The 26,103-nt window shown below is 51.6% G+C and carries 17 protein-coding genes; 8 read left to right on the forward strand and 9 right to left on the reverse strand.

Annotated elements, in window-relative coordinates:
- Positions 1-3: 3 nt before the first annotated feature.
- Together ACYVI1_RS03285 and ACYVI1_RS03290 are read right to left on the reverse strand one after the other, a co-directional pair.
- The gene (locus tag ACYVI1_RS03285; RefSeq protein ID WP_460906655.1) at positions 4-1,119 is read right to left on the reverse strand and encodes a DUF2911 domain-containing protein; all 1,116 of its coding nucleotides are present in this window, start codon (positions 1,117-1,119) and stop codon (positions 4-6) included.
- 279 nt (positions 1,120-1,398) lie between these two features.
- Positions 1,399-1,953 carry a hypothetical protein gene (locus ACYVI1_RS03290; RefSeq protein ID WP_460906657.1) on the reverse strand — a complete coding sequence of 185 codons (555 nt, stop codon included), beginning with the start codon at positions 1,951-1,953 and terminating at the stop codon, positions 1,399-1,401.
- A 287-nt stretch (positions 1,954-2,240) separates the two neighbouring features.
- On the opposite strand from ACYVI1_RS03290, the gene ileS reads away from it, so the two are divergent.
- The 3 genes from ileS to ACYVI1_RS03305 all read left to right on the forward strand — a co-directional run bounded on the left by ileS (position 2,241) and on the right by ACYVI1_RS03305 (position 8,767).
- The gene (ileS, locus tag ACYVI1_RS03295) at positions 2,241-5,747 is read left to right on the forward strand and encodes an isoleucine--tRNA ligase (protein WP_460906659.1); all 3,507 of its coding nucleotides are present in this window, start codon (positions 2,241-2,243) and stop codon (positions 5,745-5,747) included.
- 224 nt (positions 5,748-5,971) lie between these two features.
- Complete coding sequence (locus ACYVI1_RS03300; RefSeq protein WP_460906661.1) at positions 5,972-6,364, forward strand: hypothetical protein; 393 nt, start codon at positions 5,972-5,974, stop codon at positions 6,362-6,364.
- Positions 6,365-6,442: 78 nt separating this feature from the next.
- Positions 6,443-8,767, forward strand: a complete 2,325-nt coding sequence (locus ACYVI1_RS03305; protein ID WP_460906662.1) for a metallophosphoesterase — start codon at positions 6,443-6,445, stop codon at positions 8,765-8,767.
- Positions 8,768-8,804: 37 nt separating this feature from the next.
- Here ACYVI1_RS03305 and ACYVI1_RS03310 read toward each other — a convergent pair whose 3' ends face one another.
- From ACYVI1_RS03310 to ACYVI1_RS03330, 5 genes are all read right to left on the reverse strand, one after another.
- Complete coding sequence (locus tag ACYVI1_RS03310) at positions 8,805-9,701, reverse strand: 1,4-dihydroxy-2-naphthoate polyprenyltransferase (RefSeq protein WP_460906664.1); 897 nt, start codon at positions 9,699-9,701, stop codon at positions 8,805-8,807.
- Positions 9,702-9,785: 84 nt separating this feature from the next.
- A complete protein-coding gene (locus tag ACYVI1_RS03315; RefSeq protein WP_460906666.1) occupies positions 9,786-10,406 on the reverse strand; it encodes a glutathione peroxidase in 621 nt (206 codons plus the stop codon).
- A 105-nt stretch (positions 10,407-10,511) separates the two neighbouring features.
- Entirely contained in the window at positions 10,512-12,308 is a 1,797-nt protein-coding gene (argS, locus tag ACYVI1_RS03320) for an arginine--tRNA ligase (protein ID WP_460906804.1), read from the reverse strand.
- A gap of 97 nt (positions 12,309-12,405) precedes the next feature.
- Positions 12,406-14,814, reverse strand: a complete 2,409-nt coding sequence (locus tag ACYVI1_RS03325) for a penicillin acylase family protein (protein ID WP_460906668.1) — start codon at positions 14,812-14,814, stop codon at positions 12,406-12,408.
- Between the two features lie 227 nt (positions 14,815-15,041).
- Entirely contained in the window at positions 15,042-16,574 is a 1,533-nt protein-coding gene (locus tag ACYVI1_RS03330) for a serine hydrolase domain-containing protein (protein WP_460906670.1), read from the reverse strand.
- A 180-nt stretch (positions 16,575-16,754) separates the two neighbouring features.
- On the opposite strand from ACYVI1_RS03330, the gene ACYVI1_RS03335 reads away from it, so the two are divergent.
- Entirely contained in the window at positions 16,755-17,279 is a 525-nt protein-coding gene (locus ACYVI1_RS03335) for a hypothetical protein (protein ID WP_460906672.1), read from the forward strand.
- Positions 17,280-17,404: 125 nt separating this feature from the next.
- On the opposite strand, the gene ACYVI1_RS03340 is transcribed toward ACYVI1_RS03335, so the two are convergent.
- The gene (locus tag ACYVI1_RS03340; protein WP_460906674.1) at positions 17,405-18,118 is read right to left on the reverse strand and encodes a hypothetical protein; all 714 of its coding nucleotides are present in this window, start codon (positions 18,116-18,118) and stop codon (positions 17,405-17,407) included.
- 212 nt (positions 18,119-18,330) lie between these two features.
- Here ACYVI1_RS03340 and recQ point away from each other — a divergent pair, with 212 nt between their 5' ends.
- The 4 genes from recQ to ACYVI1_RS03360 all read left to right on the forward strand — a co-directional run bounded on the left by recQ (position 18,331) and on the right by ACYVI1_RS03360 (position 24,640).
- Positions 18,331-20,466: a DNA helicase RecQ gene (recQ, locus tag ACYVI1_RS03345; RefSeq protein WP_460906676.1), complete on the forward strand. Its 2,136-nt coding sequence runs from the start codon at positions 18,331-18,333 to the stop codon at positions 20,464-20,466.
- 183 nt (positions 20,467-20,649) lie between these two features.
- Positions 20,650-21,729 carry a lytic transglycosylase domain-containing protein gene (locus tag ACYVI1_RS03350; RefSeq protein ID WP_460906806.1) on the forward strand — a complete coding sequence of 360 codons (1,080 nt, stop codon included), beginning with the start codon at positions 20,650-20,652 and terminating at the stop codon, positions 21,727-21,729.
- 473 nt (positions 21,730-22,202) lie between these two features.
- Positions 22,203-23,294: a lytic transglycosylase domain-containing protein gene (locus ACYVI1_RS03355; RefSeq protein ID WP_460906678.1), complete on the forward strand. Its 1,092-nt coding sequence runs from the start codon at positions 22,203-22,205 to the stop codon at positions 23,292-23,294.
- Positions 23,295-23,395: 101 nt separating this feature from the next.
- Positions 23,396-24,640: a lytic transglycosylase domain-containing protein gene (locus ACYVI1_RS03360; protein WP_460906680.1), complete on the forward strand. Its 1,245-nt coding sequence runs from the start codon at positions 23,396-23,398 to the stop codon at positions 24,638-24,640.
- Between the two features lie 6 nt (positions 24,641-24,646).
- Here ACYVI1_RS03360 and ACYVI1_RS03365 read toward each other — a convergent pair whose 3' ends face one another.
- Positions 24,647-25,960 (reverse strand): cryptochrome/photolyase family protein, encoded by a 1,314-nt coding sequence (locus ACYVI1_RS03365; protein WP_460906682.1) that lies wholly within the window; start codon positions 25,958-25,960, stop codon positions 24,647-24,649.
- Positions 25,961-26,103 lie beyond the last annotated feature (143 nt).

Here is a 26,103-nt window from a genome sequence, read left to right on the forward strand (position 1 = left end):
CTTCTACATATTCACATCCTTCCCCTGCCCCAACTGCCCAAGTAAGCGCTCAACGTTGGCTTTATTGTTGGCATCGGGCGCTTGCGCGAGTGCTTTTTTGCCCCAGTCGGTAGCCGATTTGTAGTCTCCAACAGACGAATAGGCGCGCATCAGGCCCATATTGGTCATGAACACGTTCGGGTACTTTTTCGCTAATTCCTGAAAAAACGTTAAAGCCTCCTTCGACTTCTTTTGATTGATAAGCTGGCGACCATACTGGTATGATTCCTGCAAATTGGCCATCGGCAGCGCTTCTTTCATGAGTGCGTCGGCGTCGGCATTTTTGTTCATCAGGGCAAGGATACGGGCTTTTGTACGCAGCGTATTAAAATTCTTTTCGCCCACAAACTGCCCATTGATGGCGTAATCAGCCCAGCGCAGGCCTTCGTCGAGGTTGGTGTTATGATCAGCGGTATAGGCAGCAGCCTGCTGATAGGCCTCGGCCCGAAATCCCTTTTCACTCCGTAACTCGTTCCGCAACGACGCTAATTGCGTTTGTACGACATTGACCCCGACCGTAAAGGGAATCGCCCATTTCTCCCAAAGCAGCGTCACCACCGCCGAAGAGTCGGTCTGGTTCATGAACTCATACTTGAGCCGCTCGGCCATCGGCTGGTCTTTCAGCGGTTTCACCGTCACGCGCAGGGCATCTTCTTTGGCATCGTAGAAATAACTTCCCCACGAACTGGTATTCTTTGAGAAAATAACGGTTACGTCATTTTCCTGCACGGCCATCATCAGCCCATACGTCCCGGCAGGTAATGGTTTACCCTCCACCGTCACATCGGTACTGAACGAAATGGTTGTGTTTTCGTTGGCACCGGCCCGCCAGGGAGACTCTTTGCTGGAGCCGAAGCCCAAATCTTTATAGCCAAAATGCACCAATTGGCCCCAGATTTTGCCCTCGCGGCCTTTCACTGCCGGTCGGTTGTAGCTAATGGCAACGTCTGTAATGCCTATGCGTTCGGAAACAAGTGCTTTTTTGTTGCCACCGTCGGCGGGGAAGGTAAGCTGCGCGAAGGCCGATAATGTGCTCAGTAACAGGCAAAATGTACTGAGCAATGAGGTAGTTTTTCTCATGACTATGGATTTACGTGAATGACTGATTGACCAATCACCAAAGTACTCATTTTCGAGCCGGGGAGACAAGACGAACTACACGAACGGTCTGGGTACAGGAAGATGTCATCCAGATAAAGTGGTTTGAACGTGAACCAATAGAATCACTTTATAGCAACAAAATGCCCCAGTCTTGATAGCTCTAAGCCAGATTGGGGCACTGATAACATTGTATATAGCTTTGGCTATTTCTTGACAGGTGCATTCTTGTGACACCCGTTTCTGTTTCTCAACTCAAGATTACTGCAAGCGATCTCGTAACAGCGTCAGAATTTCTTCCTGATTAGCTTCTAAGCGGACCTGGGCGGCTTTGAGTTCAGCTATATCACCCCGGACATCGCCCTGGCTGGTCTCCAGGCGAGCCTGATTATCCTCCAAGCGGGCCTGGCCGGCTTTGATCTCGGCTACATCGTTTCTTACGGCGGTTTGGTTGGTCTCCAGGCGAGCCTGATTATCTTCCAAGCGGGCCTGGCCGACTTTAAGTTCAGTTACATCGTTTCTTACGGCGGTTTGGTTAGTCTCCAGGCGAACCTGATTAGCTTCAAAACGGGCCTGATTAGCTTCCAAGCGGGCCTGGCCGGCTTTAAGTTCAGCTACATCACCCCGGACATCGGCGAAACCCTGTTGGACAGTTACTGTCAGATTGGCTACTCCTCTGGCGGCTGTCTCAGCGTTGGAATCGGCTCGAATAGCAACATCAATAATTTGCCCCTGTCCTTCAATAAGGCGGTCAATTTTTTGAAGAGAGTCGGCCATCAATGGCTCTAACTGGTCAAGTCTGCGGTTAGGTGTCATTTAAGTTTACTTTGTGGAGTAAATATATGACGAAAAGACAGGTTTGGCAAAAGCATAAATCAGTTCCTGGTGGATAGGTAAGGTGCCCGTAAATGGGTTTTCCGTGAGTGCAATTTCAGTCTGTGAACGTTCAGTATCGAATACGTTGTTCATTTCAGGACAAAGATAACCAGAAACGTGAGCTTGCGTATAACCCGACCTCTACGTCGAAATCTGTATCTTTGCCACTTATTTTTTAACCGCATCGTTGCCCGCGCTTCGGCACAGGTAACGGGTGCTTTTCGATTATGCCAGGCGTGAAGTATCAACAATATGAGTCCCTCGATTACGCGCAGATCGCAGCCGAGGTCTTAACCTACTGGGATCAGAATCAGGTCTTTGAACGGTCGGTTTCCATTCGGGATGGCCGCCAGTCATTTACATTTTACGAAGGCCCTCCGTCGGCGAATGGAACGCCGGGCATTCACCACGTGATGGCCCGGACGATTAAGGATATTTTTTGCCGCTACAAAACCCTGAAAGGTTTCCAGGTTGAGCGCAAGGGGGGCTGGGATACGCACGGCCTGCCCATTGAGTTGCAGGTTGAAAAAGAGCTTGGCATCACCAAAGATCATATCGGTAAGCCCGAGTCGGAAGGTGGCATCAGCGTGGAAGACTACAACCGCAAATGCCGCGAAACCGTTATGCGGTTCACTGACCAATGGAACGACCTGACTCAGAAAATGGGCTACTGGGTCGACCTCGACAACCCCTATATTACCTACAAAAACGACTACATCGAATCGGTCTGGTATCTGCTTAAACAATTGTACGACAAGGGTTTGCTGTACAAAGGCTATACCATTCAACCCTATTCACCAAAGGCCGGAACGGGCCTCAGTTCGCACGAGCTGAACATGCCCGGCACCTACCGGGACGTGCGCGACACGACCGTTGTGGCCCAGTTTAAGGTGAAACCCAACGGCTTATCGGACTTTCTGTTTTTCGACTCAGCCGAGGCCGACGTGTTTATTCTGGCCTGGACCACCACGCCCTGGACCCTGCCCGCCAACTCCGCCCTGACCGTTGGCGCCAACATCGACTATGTGTTGGTGAAAACGTTTAATTCATATACCCACCAGCCCATTCATGTGGTACTGGCCAAGAATTTAGTGGGGCGGTGGCTAAACGAGAAGAGCCAGGTCGATGACATACATAATCCCGCCTTCGATGCTTACCTCCCGACGGATAAAGTAGCCCCCTGGACCATTGTCTCTGAGTTTAAAGGGCAACACCTCGAAGGCATCGAGTATGAGCAGTTGATGCCGTATGTTACGCCCGAAACGCCCGCGTTTAGAGTTATTCTGGGCGACTTCGTTACGACCGAAGATGGTACGGGCGTGGTGCATACCTCGCCAACCTTCGGGGCCGACGATTTCCGGGTAGCGCAGGCGGCTGGTATTCCGCCCATTATGGTGAAGGACGAAACCGGTAAAGATGTACCCATTGTGGATAAACACGGCCAGTTTGTGGATGAAATTACGGACTATGCCGGGCGGTATGTGAAAGAGGAATATTACTCTGACGAAGAACGCGCTGATCCTGAATTCAGGCCAACCGATGTGCTGATTGCCATCAAGCTGAAAGAAGAAAACAAAGCGTTTCGGGTGGAGAAATACGAACACCCCTACCCACACTGCTGGCGGACGGACAAACCCATTTTATATTACCCGCTCGATAGCTGGTTTATCCGCACAACGGCGAAAAAAGACCGGCTTGTTGAACTGAACAAAACCATCAACTGGCAACCTGAAAGCACCGGCACGGGCCGCTTTGGCAACTGGCTCGAAAACCTCGTGGATTGGAACCTCAGCCGCAGCCGTTTCTGGGGAACACCGTTGCCCATTTGGCGCAGTGAAACCGCCGAAGAAGTTTGTATTGGTTCTGTAGCGGAACTTGTAGAAAAGAGCGAAAGGGCAAATGAGCGAATGAGCGAATGGGTTCGGGAAGGCAAAACTGACTATCAGTCTTACATTGACAGGAACAAAGTGTTCCTGGAGGCCTACGAGGCTGACAAGTACGATTTGCACCGGCCTTATTCAGACGAAATCTACCTCGTCTCAGAGAACGGAAACGTCATGCAGCGCGAATCAGACCTGATCGACGTTTGGTTCGATTCGGGGGCGATGCCCTACGCCCAGTGGCATGCCCCCTGGGCTAATAAAGATAAGGTTGAGATTGAGGCCAACGGGGCCAGCGAACCCCTTTCAATAAAAGGGAAGGCGTTTCCGGCAGATTTCATTTCGGAAGGCGTTGACCAAACGCGCGGCTGGTTTTTCACCCTCCACGCCATTTCGGTGATGCTGTTCGATTCGGTGGCGTTCAAAAATGTAGTGTCGACGGGGTTAGTTCTGGACAGAAATGGCGAGAAAATGTCGAAGAGCAAAGGCAACGCCGTTGACCCCATCGCTACGCTGGCACAATATGGCCCCGATGCTACGCGCTGGTACATGGTTACGAACGCCGAACCCTGGGACAACCTCAAATTCAACACCGACGGTATTGGCGAGGTGCAGCGGAAGTTGTTCGGTACGCTTTCCAACACCTATAATTTCTTCGCTCTCTACGCCAATCTGGATCAGTTTTCGTTTGCCGGGCGAACCGTTCCGGTGGCCGAACGGCCCGAACTCGACCGCTGGATTTTATCCAGACTGCAAACGATGGTGCTGGAAGTCGAACAGCAGTTCGATGGGTATAACCCAACAAAAGCAGGCCGGGCCGTTCAGGATTTCGTGAACGATCAACTGTCGAACTGGTATGTTCGGCTGTCGCGCCGGCGTTTCTGGCAAGGCGAACTAACCACCGACAAACGGGCTGCGTATGAAACGCTGCACGAGTGCCTGACAACGGTAGCGCAGTTAATGTCGCCCATTGCCCCGTTCTACGCGGATTGGCTCTACGGCAATTTAACCGACCGGCTGACTAATGAGGGTGATACATCGGTACACCTGACCGATTTTCCGGTAGCCGATCAAACCCTGATCGACACCGAGCTGGAGCAGTCAATGACGTTGGCGCAGCAGGTATCATCGTTGGTGCATTCGCTGCGGAAAGGGCATAAACTCAAAGTCCGGCAACCACTGAGCCGGGTGCTTATTCCGGTATTAAACACCGACACGCGCCGACAAATTGAACACATTGCCCCGATTATTATGTCGGAGGTGAACGTGAAAGCGGTCGAGTTTGTGGACGACGCAAGCGGTATTCTGAAGAAGAAAGTGAAGCCCAATTTCAAAGCCCTCGGACCGAAGTTTGGTAAGCAGATGAAAGACGTTGCAGCCGCTATTACAGCTATGACTACCGATCAACTCCGTGAACTGGAAACGAATGATACCTTACAATTATCGACTTACGACTTACAACTTTCAGATGTTGAAATTCTGACCGAAGACATTCCGGGCTGGCTCGTTGCCAGCGAAAGCGGTCTGACGGTTGCACTCGACGTACACGTTACGGACGAGCTACGCCGGGAAGGCATTGCCCGCGATTTTGTGAACCGGATTCAGAACCTCCGAAAAGACCGTGATTTTTCGGTAACCGACAAGATCACGATCGCACTGGAACTCAACCCGAATGCCGAGCCGGACAAGTTGCTGGCCGCAGCCATCGAATCCAACAGCGCCTACATTCGACAGGAAGTGCAGGCGGTTTCGCTTGACCTGGTTAGTGACCTGAATGGCCGGGGCGCCGGACCGGCAGCCACAGAAATCGAGATGGACGAATTTCAACTCCGGATTAGCGTGGAGCGCATCTAATTATGCTCACCCGATAATCGAAAAGGTCGCTTCCAGCCGGGGGTGACCTTTTTGGGTATATCCGTTAATTTTCCACTGATAATCAATTGAATATCTTCTTTTAGTACAGTTTCATTCGTCAAATAAGAGCAATAAGTGTACAACGGCATGAATGTTGTATATCAAGTATTAAACCCATACTTGATCCGTTATGATGTCTTCTTCACTTAAAATTCTGTACGACTTTGATCGAATATTTACGCACAACGTTACACTCATTCGTAAATAATTACCAGGCCATCATGTGGCGGTTGCGTGAGTGTTCGCTCAACGATGAGCAATTAGGGATCGCCGTTGGGCTTAGTGGGAACGCCATTCGCAACCGTCGCTCCAAGCCCGACCTCTGGAAATTATCCGATGTTGAGCGACTGGCAACTCACTTTTCTCTGCCCATAACCGCCTGTGTTCAGCTAACTGATGTGCTCCATCAGTTACCCAAAAACCTAAAAACGCTACCTGCTGAAGAACGCCGGCAGGCAGAACGGCGATTATTGGTCAAAACAGCGCAGTTGGAATCCTATAACCAAACTGACTGGCCCGTTCGGTATCTGCTTAAAATGCATCAGGCCCTTCAATAGCTAAGCCGTTGATTTATACGCTTGTAGGATGTTTTCGCCAGTAGGCTTACTTTTACGGTAATCTATTAGATGTACCGTATGAAAAACCGCGTCTACGCCATTGGCATAGTTCTCTTCTTTTTCGGCCTGAAAGCGGAAGCCCAGGCACCGGCCCTTACGCGGGGGCCGTATCTGCAGGTCATTACGCCAACTTCGGTTGTTATTCGCTGGCGCACCGACCAGCCCACCACGGGTCGAGTTTGGTTTGGTACATCGGCCAGCCAGTTGACGGGCAATCTACGCGAGTCGCAACCCACCCTCGACCATAGCCTGACCCTGACGGGCCTTCAACCGGCAACCCGCTATGCCTATGCCGTTGGTTACAATGACACCCAACTGGCAACCGGCCCCGATTATTACGTTAAAACGGCCTTACCAACCGGCGATACCCGGCCCTTTCGGATGTGGGTGCTGGGCGATTTCGGCTACCCGAACAACTGGCAGCAAACGGCGTATCAGGCCTATCGCAACGCAATCACAACCCGACCCGCCGACTTATGGGTCTGGCTTGGCGACAATGCTTACTGCTGTGGGGCCGACGACCAGTATCAGCAGTATGTTTTTGATGTATACGGGTCTACGTTTCGCAATACGCCCATTTTCATCTGTCCCGGCAATCACGATTATTCGGAGAGCAACACCAACTTCGACATTCCCTATTATAACCTGTTCAACTTTCCGCAACAGGCCGAAGCGGGCGGGGTGCCCTCTGGGTCAAAATCCTATTTCTCGGCTAATTACGGCAACGTTCACCTGATTTCGCTCGATTCGCAGGGGCAGGAAGGCGGTCAATATCGGCTCTATGACACCACCGGCACGCAGGTTCAGTGGCTCAAACGCGACCTGGCAGCTAACCGACAGCCCTGGACCATCGTTATCTTCCACCACCCCCCTTACTCAAAAGGAAGCCATAACTCCGATACCGAAACCCAGATGCGGCTTCTACGCGAAAACCTTACGCCTATTCTGGAGCGGTATGGCGTAGACATCGTATTCAACGGACACAGTCATGGCTACGAGCGATACTATCGGCTGAAAGGGCAAACCGGCTTAGCCAGCACGTTCGACAAAGCCAAACATGTAGTCGAGAATACAACGGCCCGCTACGACGGTTCGCCCAACTCGTGCCCAATACTGACCAAAGGTAAGGGTACGGTCTACATCGTTGATGGAGCCGGGGGCGCACCGGGCGGACAACAGGCAGACTACCCCCACCCCGCGCTGGTTTATGGCAACCTGACCAACGGCGGGTCGCTGCTGGTCGATGTGACCGACAATCGGTTAGATGCTCAGTATCTGTTGGGCGATGGCACCATTCCCGACCGGTTTACGATCATGAAAAACGTGAATAAAACGGCTTCGCTCACAACTGAATTTGCCGACACACTTCAATTGTCGGCTTCCTGGGTGGGGAACTACCAATGGACAGGCGGGCAAACCACCCGTGCGTTTCGTTACGTAGCCGACAAAGCGGGCACGTTTCCACTGACCGTAAGCGACAATCAGCAGTGCTTAGCCGATCAGTTTACCATAATGGTGCAGCAGCCACCCAAACTAACGACAAAAATTACTACAGTCAGTTCTGTTTGTGTGGGCAGCACAATTCCGGTCACGGCTATTTCCGAAAACACGACCAAAGCCGCTGGCTGGCAATATGATGTGTTACTATCCGATGCATCAGGCAATTTTTCGCCCGAACGAATCGTGGGATCAGGTACGGTTACAATGCTGAAAGCCACCATTCCGGCTAATCTGGCACCCGGCGCAGGATATCGGTTGCGGGTTCGTCCGCGTGGCATTCCGTATGCACAACTTGTGGCGAGCGATGGTTTTGCGGTCAAACCGCTGCCAACAGCTACCCTATCCGGGTCAACAACGGTGCTACAAGGTCAACCCGTTTCGCTGACAATCAATTTTACCGGCGATGGTCCCTGGAAGGGTAGTTTATCCGATGGCACGGCATTTTCGGCCAGCAGTACACCGACCGTACTCACGGTTCAGTCGAATAAATCCATCGTTTACTCCGTTGCGGATGTCGAGAATAGTTGTGGCAAGGGCACCGGTTCGGGGCAGGCTGCCATAACGGTGCTGCTACCCACCGGGGAAGAAGAGTTTGCAGGCGGGCGTTTACGAATCTACCCAAACCCAGCCCAACAAGTGGTTTATGTTGATTTAACGACCACGCAGAAAAAAGAAATAACCCTGACGCTGCATGACCCGAATGGCCGTGCTGTATTTCAGAAATCGTTTGGGCTGATGATGTCACTTTCCGAAACCATACCCTTACCTCATGCTACCGGTATCTACCTGCTAACGGTTCAGGCCGGGCAAACGAAACTGACCAGAAAGATTGTGCGGCAATGAATTACTGCTTCTAAAAGATTTTAAAAACCATTTAGGTTTAAACTAACACCTGCCCCAGGCCAAACAATACCACAAACAGCAAGGTCGTCAGCGCAAGCTGACCAAGTCGGGCGTTGAGTTCAACGGGGCGTTTGTGAGTAGCAACGGCCCGGCCATTCAGAATGAACAGGGGGAAAGCAAGGATATACACATAACTAAACCAGGCAGCATCGGTCAGGAACGAATACGCAACGGCACAGGCCATGCCGGTAATAAGCAACCCCCAGTGGTAGCGAATGGCCAGCGGCAGACCCAGGCGGGCCGGAATCGAGCGTTTGCCGGTCAATGTGTCGGTTTCAATGTCGCGGATGTTGTTCACATTCAGCACACCGGTTGCAAACAGACCAACGCTTGTGGCCGGGAGAAGTAAGCTGGGGTTAAACGTGAGTGTATGGAGAAAATAGGTCCCCAGAACCCCAACCCATCCGAAGAAAATCAGGACGGCAATATCGCCAAAGCCCGCGTAACCATACGGACGTTTGCCGTTGGTATAGCCTATGGCCGCCCCAATGCTCAGCAACCCCAGCCCCAGAAAAACCCAGAAGACGGTAGGGCCAGCATTGGCAAAGGCTATCACTAATAAACCAACACCACAAATGAGCGATAGGGCGGCCATCAGGATAATTCCCCGCAGCATGGCTTCTTTCGTGATGTCGCCGGTAGCAACGGCCCGCCGGGGGCCGACTCTCAATTCGGTATCTTTTCCCGAAACGGCGTCGCCGTAATCGTTGGCAAAGTTGGACAGAACCTGCAGAAAAATAGTTGTCAGCACGGCCAATAGCGCAACTGACCAGCTAAAGTGCCGGTCAGCGAATGCCAGAAAACTACCAAGAATAATACTGGCTAAGGCCAGCGGCAACGTGCGTGGCCGGGCGGCCGCAATCCAAGCGTTCATAAATGAAAAATGGATAATGAAAAATGGATAATGGGAGGCAGTAAATCACCGCTCCATTATCCATTTTTCATTGTTCATTATACATTAAATACCAACAGCTTTCTTAAACTCATCGTCTTCAGGCTTCACTTTAGAGCCGAAGAAATGCGTCAGTTCGCCTTTTTCGTTGATGACGTATTTGCAGAAATTCCAGGTGGGCACTTTGTCGTTCCAGCCATTCATCGACTTATCCGTCAGCCACTTATAGAGCGGAGCCTGATCGTCGCCCAGCACCGATACTTTCTCAAACATGGGGAACGTTACCCCATAATTTTTTTTGCAGAACTCTGCAATTTCTTCGCTGCTGCCGGGTTCCTGACTTTTGAAATTATTGGCCGGGAAACCCAGCACCACAATTTTGTCGCCGTGTTCTTTGTAGAATTTTTCCCAGTCGGCGTACTGTGGGGTGAACCCACATTTCGACGCGACGTTCAGAATAACAACTTTTTTGCCTTTAAACCCTTTGAGTGCTACGGGTTTGCCATCGAGCGAGTTCACGGTGAAATCATACAGGCTTTTTGTGGGGGCGGGCGCATTGGCCGGAGCAACCGCCACTTCATTTTTGTCGGCAAAAATGCCTTTCACAAGTGTTGATAAAGACATAAAACTGGTCAGGGTGAAAACGAACGCCAGGGCGATCAACGTAAAAACAAGATTCTTTTTCATGGTTAATTTGACAGTTAGTAGAGAAGAATTGTTTTGGTTAATTTTTGTCATTCCTCGGCACGGGCCGCCCTCCTCCGTCGGAATGACAAAAATGCATTTATTACCTTACATTTTTTCAGGCACCTCTATGCCCAATAAACCCATTGCCTTCCGAATAGTTTCACCAACCACTTTTGATAAAACAAGACGGGCATGCAACCTGGTCGAATCGGTTTCTTTCAGGATAGGCAACTTGTCGTAGAACTGATTGAACGTCTTCGCCAGTTCATAGGCATATTGGGCAATATAGGAGGGAGCGTAGGCGTCACCTGCTTCGGCTACCCGCTGCGGATACTGACTCAGCAAAAGAACTAATTGCTGTTCAACCTCATCCAACTCGGTTACAACAACCGGCCCATTTTTCAGCATTCCCAGTTCACCGGCCTTCCGCAAAACCGACCGGATACGGGCGTGAACATACTGGATATACGGCCCCGTGTTGCCGTGCAAATCGACCGACTCGGCGGGGTTGAACTGCATCCGTTTCTGCGGGTCTACTTTCAGCAAATAATACTTCAACGCCCCCAGACCGAGCATCTGAAACAAGGCTATTTTCTCATCCTCGCTAAACTCGTCAAGTTTGCCTTTGGCGGCTTCGTCAGCGGCAGTGGAAGCCGCGTCGATGGTTTCCTGAATCAAATCGTCGGCATCAACAACGGTGCCTTCGCGCGATTTCATCTTGCCCGTTGGCAGGTCGACCATGCCATACGACAAGTGATACAACTCGTTCGCATAGGCCCGACCCAACCGGCGCAGAATGGCAAACAGGACATTAAAGTGGTAATCCTGCTCGTTACCCACAACCCAAATGGACCGGTCGTTGTGAAAATCCTGAAATTTCAGATCCGTTGTGCCCAAATCCTGAGTCATGTAGACCGACGTGCCATCGGAACGTAGTACTAATTTCTGGTCTAAGCCTTCATCGGTCAGGTCGATCCAGACGGAACCATCGTCTTTGCGATAGAAAACGCCTTTTTGTACTCCTTCCTCGACAATTTCCTTGCCGAGCAGGTACGTATTCGACTCGTAGTAAGTCTTGTCGAAACGCACGCCGATGCTTTTGTAGGTGGCGTCGAAACCGGCATACACCCAGTTGTTCAGTTGCCGCCAGAGGGCAACGGTTGCTGGGTCGCCCTGTTCCCAAAGCCGCAGCATCTGCTGAACTTCCTGCATCAGCGGTGCCCGCTTTTCGGCTTCTTCTTTGGGGGTTCCCTGAGCAACCATTTCTTCGATCTGCGCTTTATAGGCTTTGTCGAACAGTACGTAGTATTTGCCAACCAAATGATCGCCTTTCAGGGCCGCCGACTCCGGCGTTTCGCCTTCTCCGAACAGTTGATAGGCCAGCATGGATTTGCAGATATGAATGCCCCGATCGTTGACAATGCAGGTTTTGGCGACATCGTAGCCGTTGGCCGCCAGAATCCGGCTGATTGAATCGCCTAAGAAGTTGTTCCGTAAATGGCCCAGGTGCAGCGGTTTATTTGTGTTGGGCGACGAGAATTCGACCATCACGGATTCCGAAGCGCCAGCCCGGCCCTTTTGAGGCAACGTGCCAAACGCAGGATTGGCGGCAATCTCATTGAGTTTATCGACCCAGGAGGAGTTAGCGACACTAATGTTTAAAAAGCCCTGTATGACGTTGAAATCGCTGACAATTGGTTTGTGCTCTTTTATATACGTCCCAATGGCAGTACCGATCTGCACGGGCGACTGCCGGGCTACTTTCGTTAGCGGGAATGTTACGTAGGTGTATGACCCGTTGAATTCTTTTTTTGTGGGCTGTAAAATAACCTCATCCTGAATATTATAGAGCGACCTTGTAGCTTCCTGAATCGCCTGTTTTAATTCGTCCTGAATATCCATCGTTTCGTATTGAACTGCGTAATAGTAACTTTTTGCAATTACAAAAGTACGCAATGTAGCCCGGATGTAGCGTGGCCGCAAGGCCGCATAGCCCACATTAGGGTTGTAAAACGGTCGTCTGCTCCACAACGGTTTTAATTTTTTCCTTCGAGAAGAACACCGGAAAGTAGTTATTTTCGGCCCAGACTGGGAACAAATCGCCGTAGTGCGGGCTATCGGGATTCCCCGACTGACCGGGGCTGTTGATGCCGAGCGTCTTGTCCCAGTTTTCGGTATCGACCAGAATCCGAAACGACGCGCCATGTGTTTGGTTAAGGCTATTGGCCGTTGCATTAACCGTTTCGCCATTACCCCCCCGGCTGACCGGGCCAAAGTTGAGTTTCTTCTGCATATCTGGGTCAACCAGGCCGCTAAGTGGGTGCGTGATGGTGATGTGCTTGTTGGTATGCTGTCCGTAGATCCAGTTTTCCATTTTGGGGCCGAGCCGATTGGTGAGATCGGCAACAGCGCGGTCGAGGCAGGTTAGCAGCCGGTCATTGCGGGTAGGCGTTGGCACAAGCAGCGCATCGAGTATGCGTTTAGTGGGCAGGCTGGTCAGGTAAGGCCGGGCCCTCTCCGGCACTTTTTCCTGATAGACAGCGAGTTTCAGTTGTTCTTCCCAGGCTACATAAATAGCAGCCGCCACCGAGTTTGGCTCCAGTTTATAATCCCACCGGCGGAGGTAGCTCAGGGCCTGTTGGGTTCGGCCGTTTGGTGATGTGAGGTTTTGCAGCAACGGCACTAACGTTCGGGCGGGTATGGACAGGTAATCGGTTTGCAAAGCCATAAAATCAACCAGGTTCCTGCGCTTTCCCTCATTCAGCAGTTCTTCTATTCGGTGCGCCCGGTTTGGCCCTGACCACTCCCAGCCGATGGCATTTCTGTAAGGAAAATCTGGGGGTGTCAGGTTATTATTTGCTGTCACGACAAAGCCTTCCGGTGGGTTCAGTTTGTTGGGCAGTTGGAGCATGGGCAAATAGCCATCCCACTCAAACCGACCATCGCCGGGAACCGGCACTAAGCCCGTGAAATTCCGGCGAATGGGTGATAAACCCACCACCTGCCAGCCGATGGTACCGGTTTTATCCGCCCAAATCATGTTTTCGCCCGGAATTCGGCTGAATGAACACGCCCGCCGAAACTCGGGCCAGTTGCGGGCCTGGTTCATCCGCAAACTTGCCAGATACGGTGCACAGCCCGGTTCGAGCCAGGCCGCTCGAACCGCATACGCTTTATGATGCTGCTTATCCTCGAACACCACCGGTCCGTGGCGGGTGTATTTTAGTTCGACCCGCACCGACTGTCCGTTCTTTACCGGGATGGTTTCGGTCACGATCTGCATCGGCACCCACCCATTCATCGCACCGTTACCTTTGTAGCGGTACTGATTGGGATTGGCCGGATTGGTCTCGTACACATACAAATCTTCGTTATCGGTCTCGAAAATCGTTAGTCCCCACGCGCCATGATCATTGTGTCCGATAGATATTCCCGGCAGGGTCGGCTCGCCCGCGCCTACTACGTTCCATCCGGGCGAATCCACGCCGGGCGAATCCACGCTGGGCGCGTTCAGGTGTACCCAGTAGCGTAAGGAAGGCGTCGATTGTGCCCGGTGCGGGTCATTCGCCAGCATGGGATAGCCACTCACGGATTTTTTCCCCGACAGCACCCAGTTGTTTGAGCCGACATACTGCTTTTCCGTCTCGAACCAGTTGTTTATCAATGGACTCAACCGCCTGGCTTCATCCTCATCAGCTTTTGTGGCCCTGCCGTTCAGGTGTAGCGGTAATCGGAAAGCCTCATACAGTTCCAGAATGGGCTGAAACAGTTCGTCGCCGTTGACGTGCAGGGTTAAATCCGGCTCTTCCGGCGTTAAGGCTGGATGAAACCACTGTAGTTCGCGAAGCTTATCGGCACCAATAAGCCTGACTAACCGCCCAAAGTTCAACTCATCCCGAACGTTGTACATCAGCCCCTGATGGCGGCTAATCACCACGTCGGGCGTCCAGAGTCCGGGTTTTGTGTTCAACACCCGAAACTCGAAGGGCAGTTGGCCGGGTGTTTTCAGAATCTGGCTGATGTAGGCGTTGATGCCCTCCACAAACGCCCGAACAATCTGCGGCCCATGCGGGTGATAGTGCTTTAATTCCTGTTCCAGATTACCTCTGAATTGAAATAAGCGGGTGCCAATATCACGCTTCGTTTCCTGCGGGCCGAGCAGTTCGGCAACGGTTCCGGTAGCTTGCCGTCGCCAGATTTCCAACTGAAACAGCCGATCCTGCGCCACTGAATAACCCTGGGCAAAAAACAGGTCGTGTTCGTTTTTGGCGTAAATGTGATTGACGCCCCACCGGTCACGGATCACTTCGACGGGTTGCTGCAGGCCGGGCGTTTGCAGGGTCTGAACGCCCTGAGAATGGCAGCAGAGTACGATAAAGAGCGTGGTCAGATAAAGCAGTTGCCGCATAGTATCAGAAGAGAACCTGAACGTAGGAACTCGCTGTCTGATTTATAGTTTTCGCCACGTCTGCGTGTAGGGCGACTTTTCAGACAGGATTACAGGATTAAACAGGATAGTGATTCTATCAGATCCTGTTTAATCCTGTAATCCTGTCTGAAAAAACTGCTCACCCAATAGCTAATTTAATTGAAAATAAACTTATTCTATCTCCTCATGTCTCATTAGGCCGGACGTTAGTGTGGTTCCGGGTGTTCCAGCGTTAGGGTAACGGGTGCCAGCCGACCACCGCTGAGCTGCCGCGCTGTCGTATAAGCCCGAAACGCGAAGGTGACAATATCGACTCCATCCGTAGAGGGAAATAAGCCTGTCTGGCTGTTTAATTCATTTACAAAGAGGGCCAGGGTCAGGTTATTCGGAAATTTCATCCAGATTGTCCGAAGGCCAACATAGGGTACCTGATTATTGAAATACCACCAACCGTCGTGATAGGCCACGTTACCCAACGTGCTCGAAATCCGAAAACAGCCTAAGTTATTGAGTAGCAGCGTATCTTTGTATGCCGTTGGCAGAATCGACTGGTCGCCCGACGACAATACGGTGGCATATAATTTACCAGCTTCGCGGGGCGTCAGATACCACCCATAAGCCCCCAGCAAGTTGATAAAGCCTCCGGGATTCCAGCCCTTCCGGCCGGCGATGTTCGGATAGCTGTAGCAATACGTTGGGTCTCCTGTTGGCTGTGCCGGAATAATATTAGCAAGCCCTGCTTTTTCGAGTACGTTCTGCTGTACATACGACAAATAACGTAGCTGCGTCTGCTGGTCATCCAGGGCATCATCGCCGGTAAACACATAGCCGGTCAGGGCCGGAATAATCACCCGCATGAGGCCGTAATTCGCATTCTGATAACAGTATTGCCCCCGGTTGCCGGTTGTTACGCCTTTGGCAATCAGTTGCTTGAGTCCTGCGTAGATATTTTCGCTGTAGGCCCCGTTCTGGCAATTATTTCCCAGCCCAACAATACCGCTCCGGTGGTTAAATAAGTCGCGGAATGTAAGCTGGTTGATGTTTTCGCCTTTGGCCCAGGAGGGCGGTAAATAAGGGGCAATTTTGTCCGTCGTTCGGAGCCCTTTCTGAGCGGCCAACTGCGTAAAGGCTATCGCCGAAATTGTTTTGCTCATGCTGGCAATGTGCATTTTAGTGTCGATGGAATACGCTTTCTCCCCTTCGGCCTCAACCGATCTCGATTTTAATCCCCCTGCCCCTGATGCCTTCAGTTCGTTGTTCTCATACAGCACAAACCCATACCCAATGTCGCGGCCCTGAAGCAGGTCTGTCAGGGTTTGGGCAAAAACATCCGTCAGATTAATTTTTACCTGCAACGTTGTTGCCGCACTATAGGTCGTGCCCGAAGCTGTAGTCAGATAAGCTCTAAAAAAATAAGTAGCGTTATTTTCCAGACCGGCCAGTGAATCACGCAGGATGTAGGGCAACGCCGGGAACGTTAGCGTTTTTGTGGTTTTGTAATCAGAAAGAGTAGGCAACGCATTCGTTTTCGACCACACAAAACCGCCCGTAACGGCCTCATTCGCTGGTCCCGACGTGATGGTAGCCGACAGCAGCCCCGATGTGCCGCTACGTATGATGACAGTCGGAGCCTGACTGAACTCGACAGGAATTGGCGGGGTTGGGTCCTGTTCGTGTTTACAGCCGTATAACAACATAAGGGCAACGATGCACAGTTTACCGAAAGAAGAAGTATTCATCGGTTGAGTTTAGTTAAATGCTTAGTAAATAACGGCTGTGTTCCTTAGCTATACAGGATTAAGTTAGTTATCGGTCATCGTAATCTGCCCGCGTTGCCAGCATAAATAGGTACAACCGCCCAACAATCGAAATATAACTATGTTCTTATTTTTGACAAACAACGAAAAGCGCAGGAACCAATGAAAACGACGGCCTGTAAAGTTCTGATGATTAGCTTCCTGGCAAGCCTGACAGGCTGCATAGCCGTTAATTTTCAATCCAATGTGAAAGCGGATGCCACGCCGGAATTTCGGCGAATTCTGATTGAATCAAGATTACCGACTGTCAAACCAACGTATTTGCCTACCTTCCAGACAGCCTTTCCGGCTGGTTATCAGGTATGCACCGTATCGAACAGCCCGATTTCATTCGATAACCCAGAGCAAACCATTGAGAAACAGCGTCAGACCTGCCAGAGTGAGGTACTTTTAACCATTGATTTTAACCGCAACTATACGTCCGGTTACGGCAAATACATTGCCTCAACGAATGAGCTTTATCTGGAGATGAAGAATCTTGCTACCGGCCAACCCTTCTGGAAGGCCATTGTGACAACATCCGGCGACAATGAAGTCCCTCCGCGCGAGATTGTCAATCAACTTATCAAAGATGGCATCCTTGAAAGCCAGCTTCCCGTTGATAAGTCAAAATCAGCAACGAATTGACAAAAAACAGCCTTGAGAATGCTATATGTCCAATTGTGAACTAAATTAAAAACACGCTGTATACTGCAAAGTGGGGGCGGGTTTTATAACCCGCCCCCACTTTGCCTTGTAATTAACGTCACAAATTAATCCCGTAAACTGCTCAGATACGTCTTGTTGCCGTTTTTGTTGATGTAATATTTGCCACCACGGGGACCGGTCATAACCGTTTCACCGTTTGGGCCTTTTTTTGAGCGGTCGATGGGAGCTTTGTAATCGGCGGGCGTGGCCTTCTCTTCCTTCATGGTCGATTTTGCCATCTTTTCCGACGTAGCGCCCCTCGCTATTTTGTCGCTCTTGTCCGTTTTGTCCATCTTCGATGACTTACTCATTTTGTCATCCTTCAGACCTGCGTTGTCGGCCATTTTATTTGCTTTTCTGGCCGCTTTATCGGTCGAGTTCTTTGCCAGGCTGGCATCCTCCTTCGCTTCTTGTTTGGCGGCTTTTGCGGCTCTGGCAGCGGCCATACGGTCGTTCATAGCGGTCTGCTTAGCCTCGTCGGTCGTGTTTTTGGTATCGACTTTTTTGTCTTTTGCCAGTTCCTTTGCCGCTTTCTTATCGGCTTTAGCCTGTTCTTTGGCAACGGCGTCGCCGTCGGCCTTAGCCGCTTTCTTCCGCTCTTTGGCTGCGTCTTTCTGCGCTTTTTTCTCCGCCTTAGCCGCTTTTTTGGCCGATGCATCGGCCTCGCTCATTTCTTTTTTAGCCTTGCTTTTTTTGGCCTGTTTGTCCTCCTGCGCCATACCGTTGACGGCAACGAGCAGGCTGAGGGCAAGACAAAGAATCGACAGTGTCTTTTTCATGGTTATCGGATTTGTTTTAGAAAGAAACAATGAAATTATAGCTCTTGAGACGGAAAGATGAGGATAAAATCACGAATTCGTTACCGAAAAGGTCTTAAATTTTGCGTAAATTTGATAGAAAGAGTAGGGCGTTACCAACTAACCATGAGACGTTTCTTACGTCTTATGTATACCCATTCGCCCGCTTTATCACCTGTTCAGTTTCGAAATCAATGACGATTGCCCAACCAACTGCTGCCCAGAATCCCGCCGATTACCTCAAACGCTATTATGGCTATGACCGCTTTCGGCCCATGCAGGAGGCCATCATTCAGTCGATTCTGAGTGGTCGGGACACAGTCGTGCTCATGCCAACCGGGGGTGGCAAGTCGGTTTGCTTTCAGATCCCTGCGCTGATGCTGCCCGGTGTTACGGTGGTGGTGTCGCCCCTGATTGCGCTGATGAAAGATCAGGTTGGCGCACTGCACATGAATGGCATTCAGGCGGCTTTTTACAACAGCACCCAAACCGGCCGGGAACAACGCGACATTGAAGACGACTGTTGCAGCGGGAAACTTAAACTTCTATATGTTTCGCCTGAGAAACTGCTCACCGAGTCGTTTCTTCATTTTCTGAAACGCATTACTATTTCACTAATTGCTATCGACGAAGCGCACTGCATTTCCTCGTGGGGGCACGATTTCCGCCCGGAGTACACGCAACTGCACATCCTGAAGGAGAAGTTTCCCAACGTGCCAACGATTGCCCTCACCGCTACGGCCGATAAACTCACCCGCCACGATATTGCCACCCGGCTTGGCATGAACGACCCGGCGGTATTTGTGGATTCGTTTAACCGAAAAAATCTGAGTTTACAGGTACTCCCCGGTCAGAACCGCATTCAGCAGATTATCCGGCTGTTGCAGCAAAAACCCGATACGTCCGGCATCATTTACTGCCTAAGCCGGAAGTCGACCGAGTCCTTAGCGGCCAAGTTGCAGGAAAAAGGGTTCAGCGCGGCTTTTTATCACGCAAAAATGGACCCCGACGACCGCTCGAAAACCCAGGAGGCTTTCCTGCGCGACGATGTCAGGATTATGTGCGCCACCATCGCCTTCGGCATGGGCATCGACAAGTCGAATGTGCGCTGGGTGATTCATTACAACATGCCTAAAAACATCGAAAGCTTTTATCAGGAAATCGGGCGGGCGGGCCGCGACGGGGCTGCCGCCCAAACGGTTTTGTTTTACAGCTTTGCCGATGTGGCAACCTACAAGGAAATGCTGGCCGAAAACAGCCCCGCGAATCTTGGGCTGCAATTAGCCAAGCTCGAACGAATGCAGCAGTATGCCGATGCCCACACCTGCCGCCGTCAGATTCTGCTCTCCTATTTCTCGGAAGAACTACCCGAACCCTGCGGCAACTGCGATGTTTGCCGCGACCCACGCGTGACCTTCGACGGTACTATTCTGGCCCAGAAAGCCCTCTCGGCCATCGTTCGCACGGGCGAACGGGTGCCGATGAATCTGCTCATCGACATTCTGCGCGGTTCCCGAAGCCAGCAGGTACTCCAGGGCGGCTACGACCAGGTGAAAACCTACGGCGCGGGGCGCGACATGCGTTTTGAAGACTGGCGGAATTACCTGCATCAACTAATCAATATTGGCGTTATCGAGATTGCCTACGACCAGCACTATGCGCTGCGCCGGGGTATTCTGGCCGATCAGGTACTATACGGCGGTCGCAAAATCGATCTCGTCCGGCCCGACGATGCCCCCAAACCAGTGGTAGTTGAGAAGAACCGGGCCAGAACCGAAACACAACGCAACGATTTGTTTGAGCGGCTTCGGGTGCTCCGCAAGCAACTCGCCGACGAGCAGAATGTGCCGCCGTATGTTATTTTCACCGATACGACGCTCGAAGACATGGCCCGCCAGCGGCCTACCACACCCGACGCGCTCCGCAACGTGAGTGGCGTGGGCGAACGTAAACTTCAACTGTTCGGTAAGCAGTTCCTGGACGAAATTCTGGGCTATGTTCGGGGGCGCGTACAGGCGGGCGAAAAACCCAAAGGATCAACGCAGTTAGTTACACTCGATTTGTACAATTCAGGCATGACCGTCGAGGCCATTGCCGCCCAGCGTCAGCTAACTACCGGCTCCGTGGCAGGCCATTTAGTACAGTTGGCCAGGTCGGGTTATGACATCGATTTAGTGTCGCTCATTGACCCTGCCGAACGGCGGGAAATTGAGAAAGCAATTACCACCGTCGGCATGGAAGAAGGGCGTTTAAAGCCCGTTTTTGACCATTTAGGTGGTCGGTATGATTATGGCAAACTGACCCTTGTAGCGGGCCTTTTGGATAAGTAAAGTCCTGTTTTCTGCCGGGCCATTGGATAATTCTTAGAACCAGCATTTGGTTTATACAGTATAAGTCATTAAATTCGTATTCTTCCGGTCGACAAGCCCGTTAATTCAGAACGGGTTTTGTCGTCTCTATGTATCACAACAACGAACGTTATCTTGATAAAAGAAGTAAGTTTTTCACTGCTCATGGCGGCTATAAAACCGGGAATCGCTCTGTCGATTCCGGTATTCCCGATGGTGGGGGCCGACACGAGTCGGACGCTTATGTCCTCAGGCGGCCTGAACAACCCAGCGCTATTGGTGGTCGACTCGACCAAACGTGTATTCCCTATTTATTTTTGCGGTGAAGAGGTTCCCGTCGATGAACCGCGTGTTTCGCGCCGGTGGATACAAACGCTGCGTACCTACGGCGCTCAGGAGGAGTTCCTCATGGCGCTACGGGTTCGGGCCTCCACGTTCTTCCCCATTATCGACCCGATTCTTCGTAAGTATAAAATCCCGCGCGACTTCCGGTTTATGCCCTTAGCCGAAAGCGCATTAGTAAACAACAGTGTATCCTATAAGGGTGCATCGGGCTACTGGCAGATAATGCCTGGCACCGCCCGTGAATTGGGACTGAAGGTAAACGGCGAAGTTGACGAACGCTTCAATCTGCAAAAATCAACGGTGGCTGTGTGTCGGCACCTGCACCAATTATACCGCGAGTTGGGTTCCTGGACATTAGTGGCGGCTGCTTATAACGGGGGCATAACGCACGTGCGAAATAAAATGGAGCAGCAGGGGCACTCGAACTATTACCGGCTCCGGCTGCACCGCGAAACCAGTCACTACCTGTTCAGGATTCTGGCGTTCAAGGAATTGCTCAGTAACACACGCCAGTATGCCCTGCTGCTGCATGGCTCCACCATTGCTCAGTTAACCAAGCCGTTGCCCAGTTGGCATAAACCGCTGGCATTGCCTAAGAAGATTAAAGACTCCCCAACCGTCGAACTGATTGACGAAGACGACACGAACCCCACCTGGGGTCCACGTCCGAACACGGCCCTGACCAAAGCGCCCTCCGATACCCAGCAATTGATTGCCAGTGCTGCGTCTGCCGAAGCCCTGCCCGATGCACCCGATGCGAATCTGGAGGAACAGGGGAATCATCTGCCTATCAAAAAATTAATGATGGGCCTGATGGTGCTCCGGTTCCGCCGGCCCCGCTTCCTGCAGTGGAAAAAAGGCGAAGGAATTCGGCCACTCCATTTCTGGGACTGGTTATAATTCCATACGGATAGTACTTCACCAAAATAGATTCTGTAGATTCTCTTGCCCTGCTTGTCAGACACAAGAGCCTCAACAGAATCGATAGAAACTAACTTGGACGAGTCGTAGTTTATTGGCAAAAGCCGCTTAAAACGAGCGGCTTTTGCTTTTTCCGTTAAACACAGGGAAACAGTGGGAACGTGGCGATGCGTAGCCCTCATTGTCAACTCCCTCCGCTTAGTAAATAACCGGGCTATACCTTAAAATAATACAACTATAGTGTTACCGTAGACTAACTATCAAGTCCTAATACCATAGCCCATAAAATTTGTACTCGATAGTTAATGCATTTAGTAACCTCATTATCACTGACGGCAGGATTAATAGCAACAAGTGTTTCTTCATATAGGCATTCGCTATCCACACCATTATTCATTCGTCCGTTGTTTTCTGCCACAACTGCCCTATCGTTCGATCCGGGTCTGACAACCATGCTACCCCCCGTTTACTTTTGCGGAGAGTCTGTACCGGTGCACGAAGAAGTCGTTGCCCGCCGGTTAGTGTCGGCATTAGTACGTAATACCAGCCACAACCGGGCGTTCGTGCGTATTCGGCAACGGGCGGCTGTTTTCTTCCCCATTATTGAGCCAATTCTGGCCCATCATCGCATTCCTTTAGATTTTAAATACCTGCCCTTAGTCGAAAGTGCGCTGATGGGACTGGCTGTTTCGCCCAAAGGGGCAGTGGGTTACTGGCAATTCATGCCTGCTACAGCCCGCGAGTTAGGCTTAACGATTCAGCCCGGCAACGACGAACGGCAGGATTTAGTGAAATCAACGAATGCCGCCTGCCGGTATCTGCGGTATCTGCATAACCGGCTGGGGTCGTGGACATTGGCCGCTGCTGCCTACAACAACGGCATTGGTGCGTTGCTGAGTAACATTCGCCGACAGCAGCAACGCGATTATTACTACCTGCGGCTGAATGCCGAGACGGGTAAATACCTGTATCGGATTCTGGCGTTTAAAGAATTGTTTTCCAATTATCGGTCGTATCAGCGTATTATTCCTGAGCAACTGATGGCCAATCTGAGCGATCCCCTGACGCCTGATGCCGAGCCGGATACGGATGAAGTTATTTTGCCGGAAGTTATTATGCAGGAGGCTACAGAAGTAGCTGTCAGTGAACCTATCAGAGAAACAACCCGCCCATTGATCAATCAAACTGCCGACATTCCTCTACCAAACGCGGCTGATGTGTTTCGGGGCGGTGTTAAAGCCAGACTGGTGGAAGCAACGGGCCTGCAACGCGGACAAATCTGGGTGTTTCGGCTCACCCGCGATGGCATGACCGATGGCCGGGAAGTCGAAGAAGGCGATGTTTTGTATGCGATTGTCGAAGACATCGACCCAAAAACCAACAAACTTTACCTACGGGCCGATCAGTTGTACTCGGCTAATGAGAAGCATACCTATAAACTCGCCTTGTCGGCCGTTGATGCCTCAACCGGGCGCAGTGGCATCAAACTGCCCGACGTCGATCAAATAAAATCCGGCTGGATTTTGACCTGGAAGGCATTGTAACGTCCAACAGGCACAAAAACTCATTAGTACGATGGTAACCCGCCCGAACTAAACCCACGTTTAGGCTCGTTTTGTATGGGTTGGATCACTATTCAATTGCTTTGGCTAAACTTATTCGACATACGGGCTTGCTGATTTTGAGCATTTTATGTCTTGCTACCATCACATCAGCCCAGAAGAAAACTCTCCCGGCGAAAGGTCGTAAAGGCCATCTAACCCAGGTTCAGCCACGCCAGTTAGGTGGTCCGGGCCGTCTGCATTTTTGTGGCGAAATTGTCCCTACCGAACAGGGCGATGTTTCGGCCAAGTTAGCTTACGCACTGGCGGGCAGTTCGGGCTACGTCCGGCACCTGGCTGGACTGAAGGCCCGCTCGGCCCCATTTTTCGCCGTAATCGAGCCAATCCTTCGGCGGCACGGCATCCCAAACGACTTTAAGTACTTGCCGCTTATCGAAAGCGCCTGGCACGCCAACGCGGTATCCTCCGCCGGAGCCATCGGCTATTGGCAATTTATGGACGATACGGCAGAGGATATGGGGCTGTCGATTACGCCCGGCAAAGATGACCGCACCGATCTTCACAAATCGACCGAAGCCGCCTGCAAATACCTGAAGTTTCTGTACCACAAGCTGGGATCGTGGACACTCGTGGCTGCTGCCTACAACGGGGGCGTAGGTATGGTACAGCGCAAAATCACGAAGTCGGGCCACCGCGACTATTATGCCATGACCATGAACGCCGAAACGGGCTACTACCTCTACCGGATTCTGGCCATGAAAGAACTGTTCACCAACCCATCCTATGGCGTCGGCTCGGTTGGGCTGATGCTGGCTTCGGCGGGCGACAATGCCTATGAGCAGGAGCGGGCGCAGGCACGGCGAATGGGCTGGCTTCAGGATGAAGAGCCTGAACCGGTGGGCGTCCCGATTGAATCTCTATCGGAGCCAACGGGTTCATCGCCCCGAAACGAAGCCCGTGTTATGGATAGTTTGCTGACCGAACTGCTCAAAAATAAACCGGCTGCCGCACCGGTTTTTATCGGCGACGTAGCAGCCAGATTAGTAAAGGCGGGTCAAGTCAAAATTGGCCAAAGCTGGGCATTCATGCTCACCGAAGATGTTCAGATTGGCGAAGACATATTGAAAACCGGCGATATACTGTATGCCATTGTGGACGATGTGGATAGTCGCGGAAATCTGTTTCTGCGGGCCACCAAAGCCATTTCGAGCCAGACCAGGACGATCATTCCCCTTACACTGACGGCCATGAACCCGGCTACGGGCCTGGCTGGGCTTCCTCGCCCAAAAGTCATTAAGCCCGGCTGGGTTGTGCAGTGGAAACTGTAGAGGGCGTCATTTTTTAGCTACTGCTTTTTTGTAGGTATCAATGGCCCGTTGCCGGGCCATCGTGTGCTCGACTATGGGTTGCGGATAAGCTGGGCTATCGACGTCGGGCACCCAATGGCGAATATACCCCCCTTTGGGGTCGAACTTCCGGGCCTGAAGCGTTGGATTGAAGACCCTGAAGTACGGGGCCGCGTCGGTGCCTGATCCAGCCGCCCACTGCCAGCCGCCGTTGTTGGCCGACAGGTCGTAATCACGGAGTTTTTTGCCAAAGTACGCTTCGCCCCAACGCCAGTCGATGAGCAGATGTTTGCACAGAAAGCTGGCCGTAATCATCCTGACGCGGTTATGCATCCACCCCGTTTCGTTTAGCTGCCGCATCCCGGCATCCACAATTGGGTAGCCCGTTTCGCCCCGGCACCATTTGTCGAATTCATCTTCGTTATTCCGCCATTTAATCTGGTCATAGAGCCGCCGGAACGAACATTTTTCAACGTGCGGGAAGTGGTCGAGCACCTGGAAGTAAAAATCCCGCCAGCAAAGTTCATTCAGAAACGTTCGGTCGTCAGCTTGTTTAGCCTGCCGGGCCAGATCACGAATGCTGATCGTACCGAAACGCAGGTGCATACTCAACTGGCTTGTGCCATGGGGCAAAGCCGGAAAATTGCGGGTTTTGCCATAAGTGTCCAGCAATTTATCGGGTACCGTTCGCGCCGGAAATAGCTCGCTTACCGGCATGAAGTTCATGTCAGCCAGCGAAGGGACCGGGAGGGGTTTCGTTTTCCAGAATTGGTTGAAATACGTTTCCGTTGGGTACGATTTGAGGTAAAACGGACTCAATTTACCGTGCCAGTTCCGGCTGTAGGGCGTGAAAACGGTATAGGGAGTTTTTTTGCCACTTAGCACTTCGTCGCGATCAAAAATTGCCTGGTCTTTGCTGGTGCGAAAGCCAATACCCTGCTCCGTTAGTAAGTCGCCAACGGCTTTGTCGCGGTCTTTAGCGTAATTTTCGTAATCGTAATTTGTAAATACCTCGCCAATCGTGTATTGCCTGCTCAGTTCATTCCAGACATCCATTGGTTTCCCGTATCGAACTACAAGGCCCGATCCCAGTTTGGTCAACTCGTCGCGCAGGCGGTTAATTTCCTTAACCAGAAACTCGACCCGCCGGTCGCATCGATCTTCCAGCGCGTCGAGAATTATCCGGTCGAATATAAAGACGGGCAGCACCGGGCGGCCACTTTTGAGTGCATGATATAAAGCCGCATTATCGTGCAGACGCAGGTCGCGCCGGAGCCACACCAGCGACAGGGGTTCGGGCATTCGTTCGGGGAATTTGGTTCATATGCCAACGTTCAGTTGAGTGAAAATGTTGGTGCATAAAAACAGAAGTTGCCAGATTTTGTCCGGAGTCGTCGGGTATGTACTCCCTGCAACTGCTTAACACTATCTGACAACTGCTGACG

This window comes from Spirosoma areae (assembly GCF_054781775.1).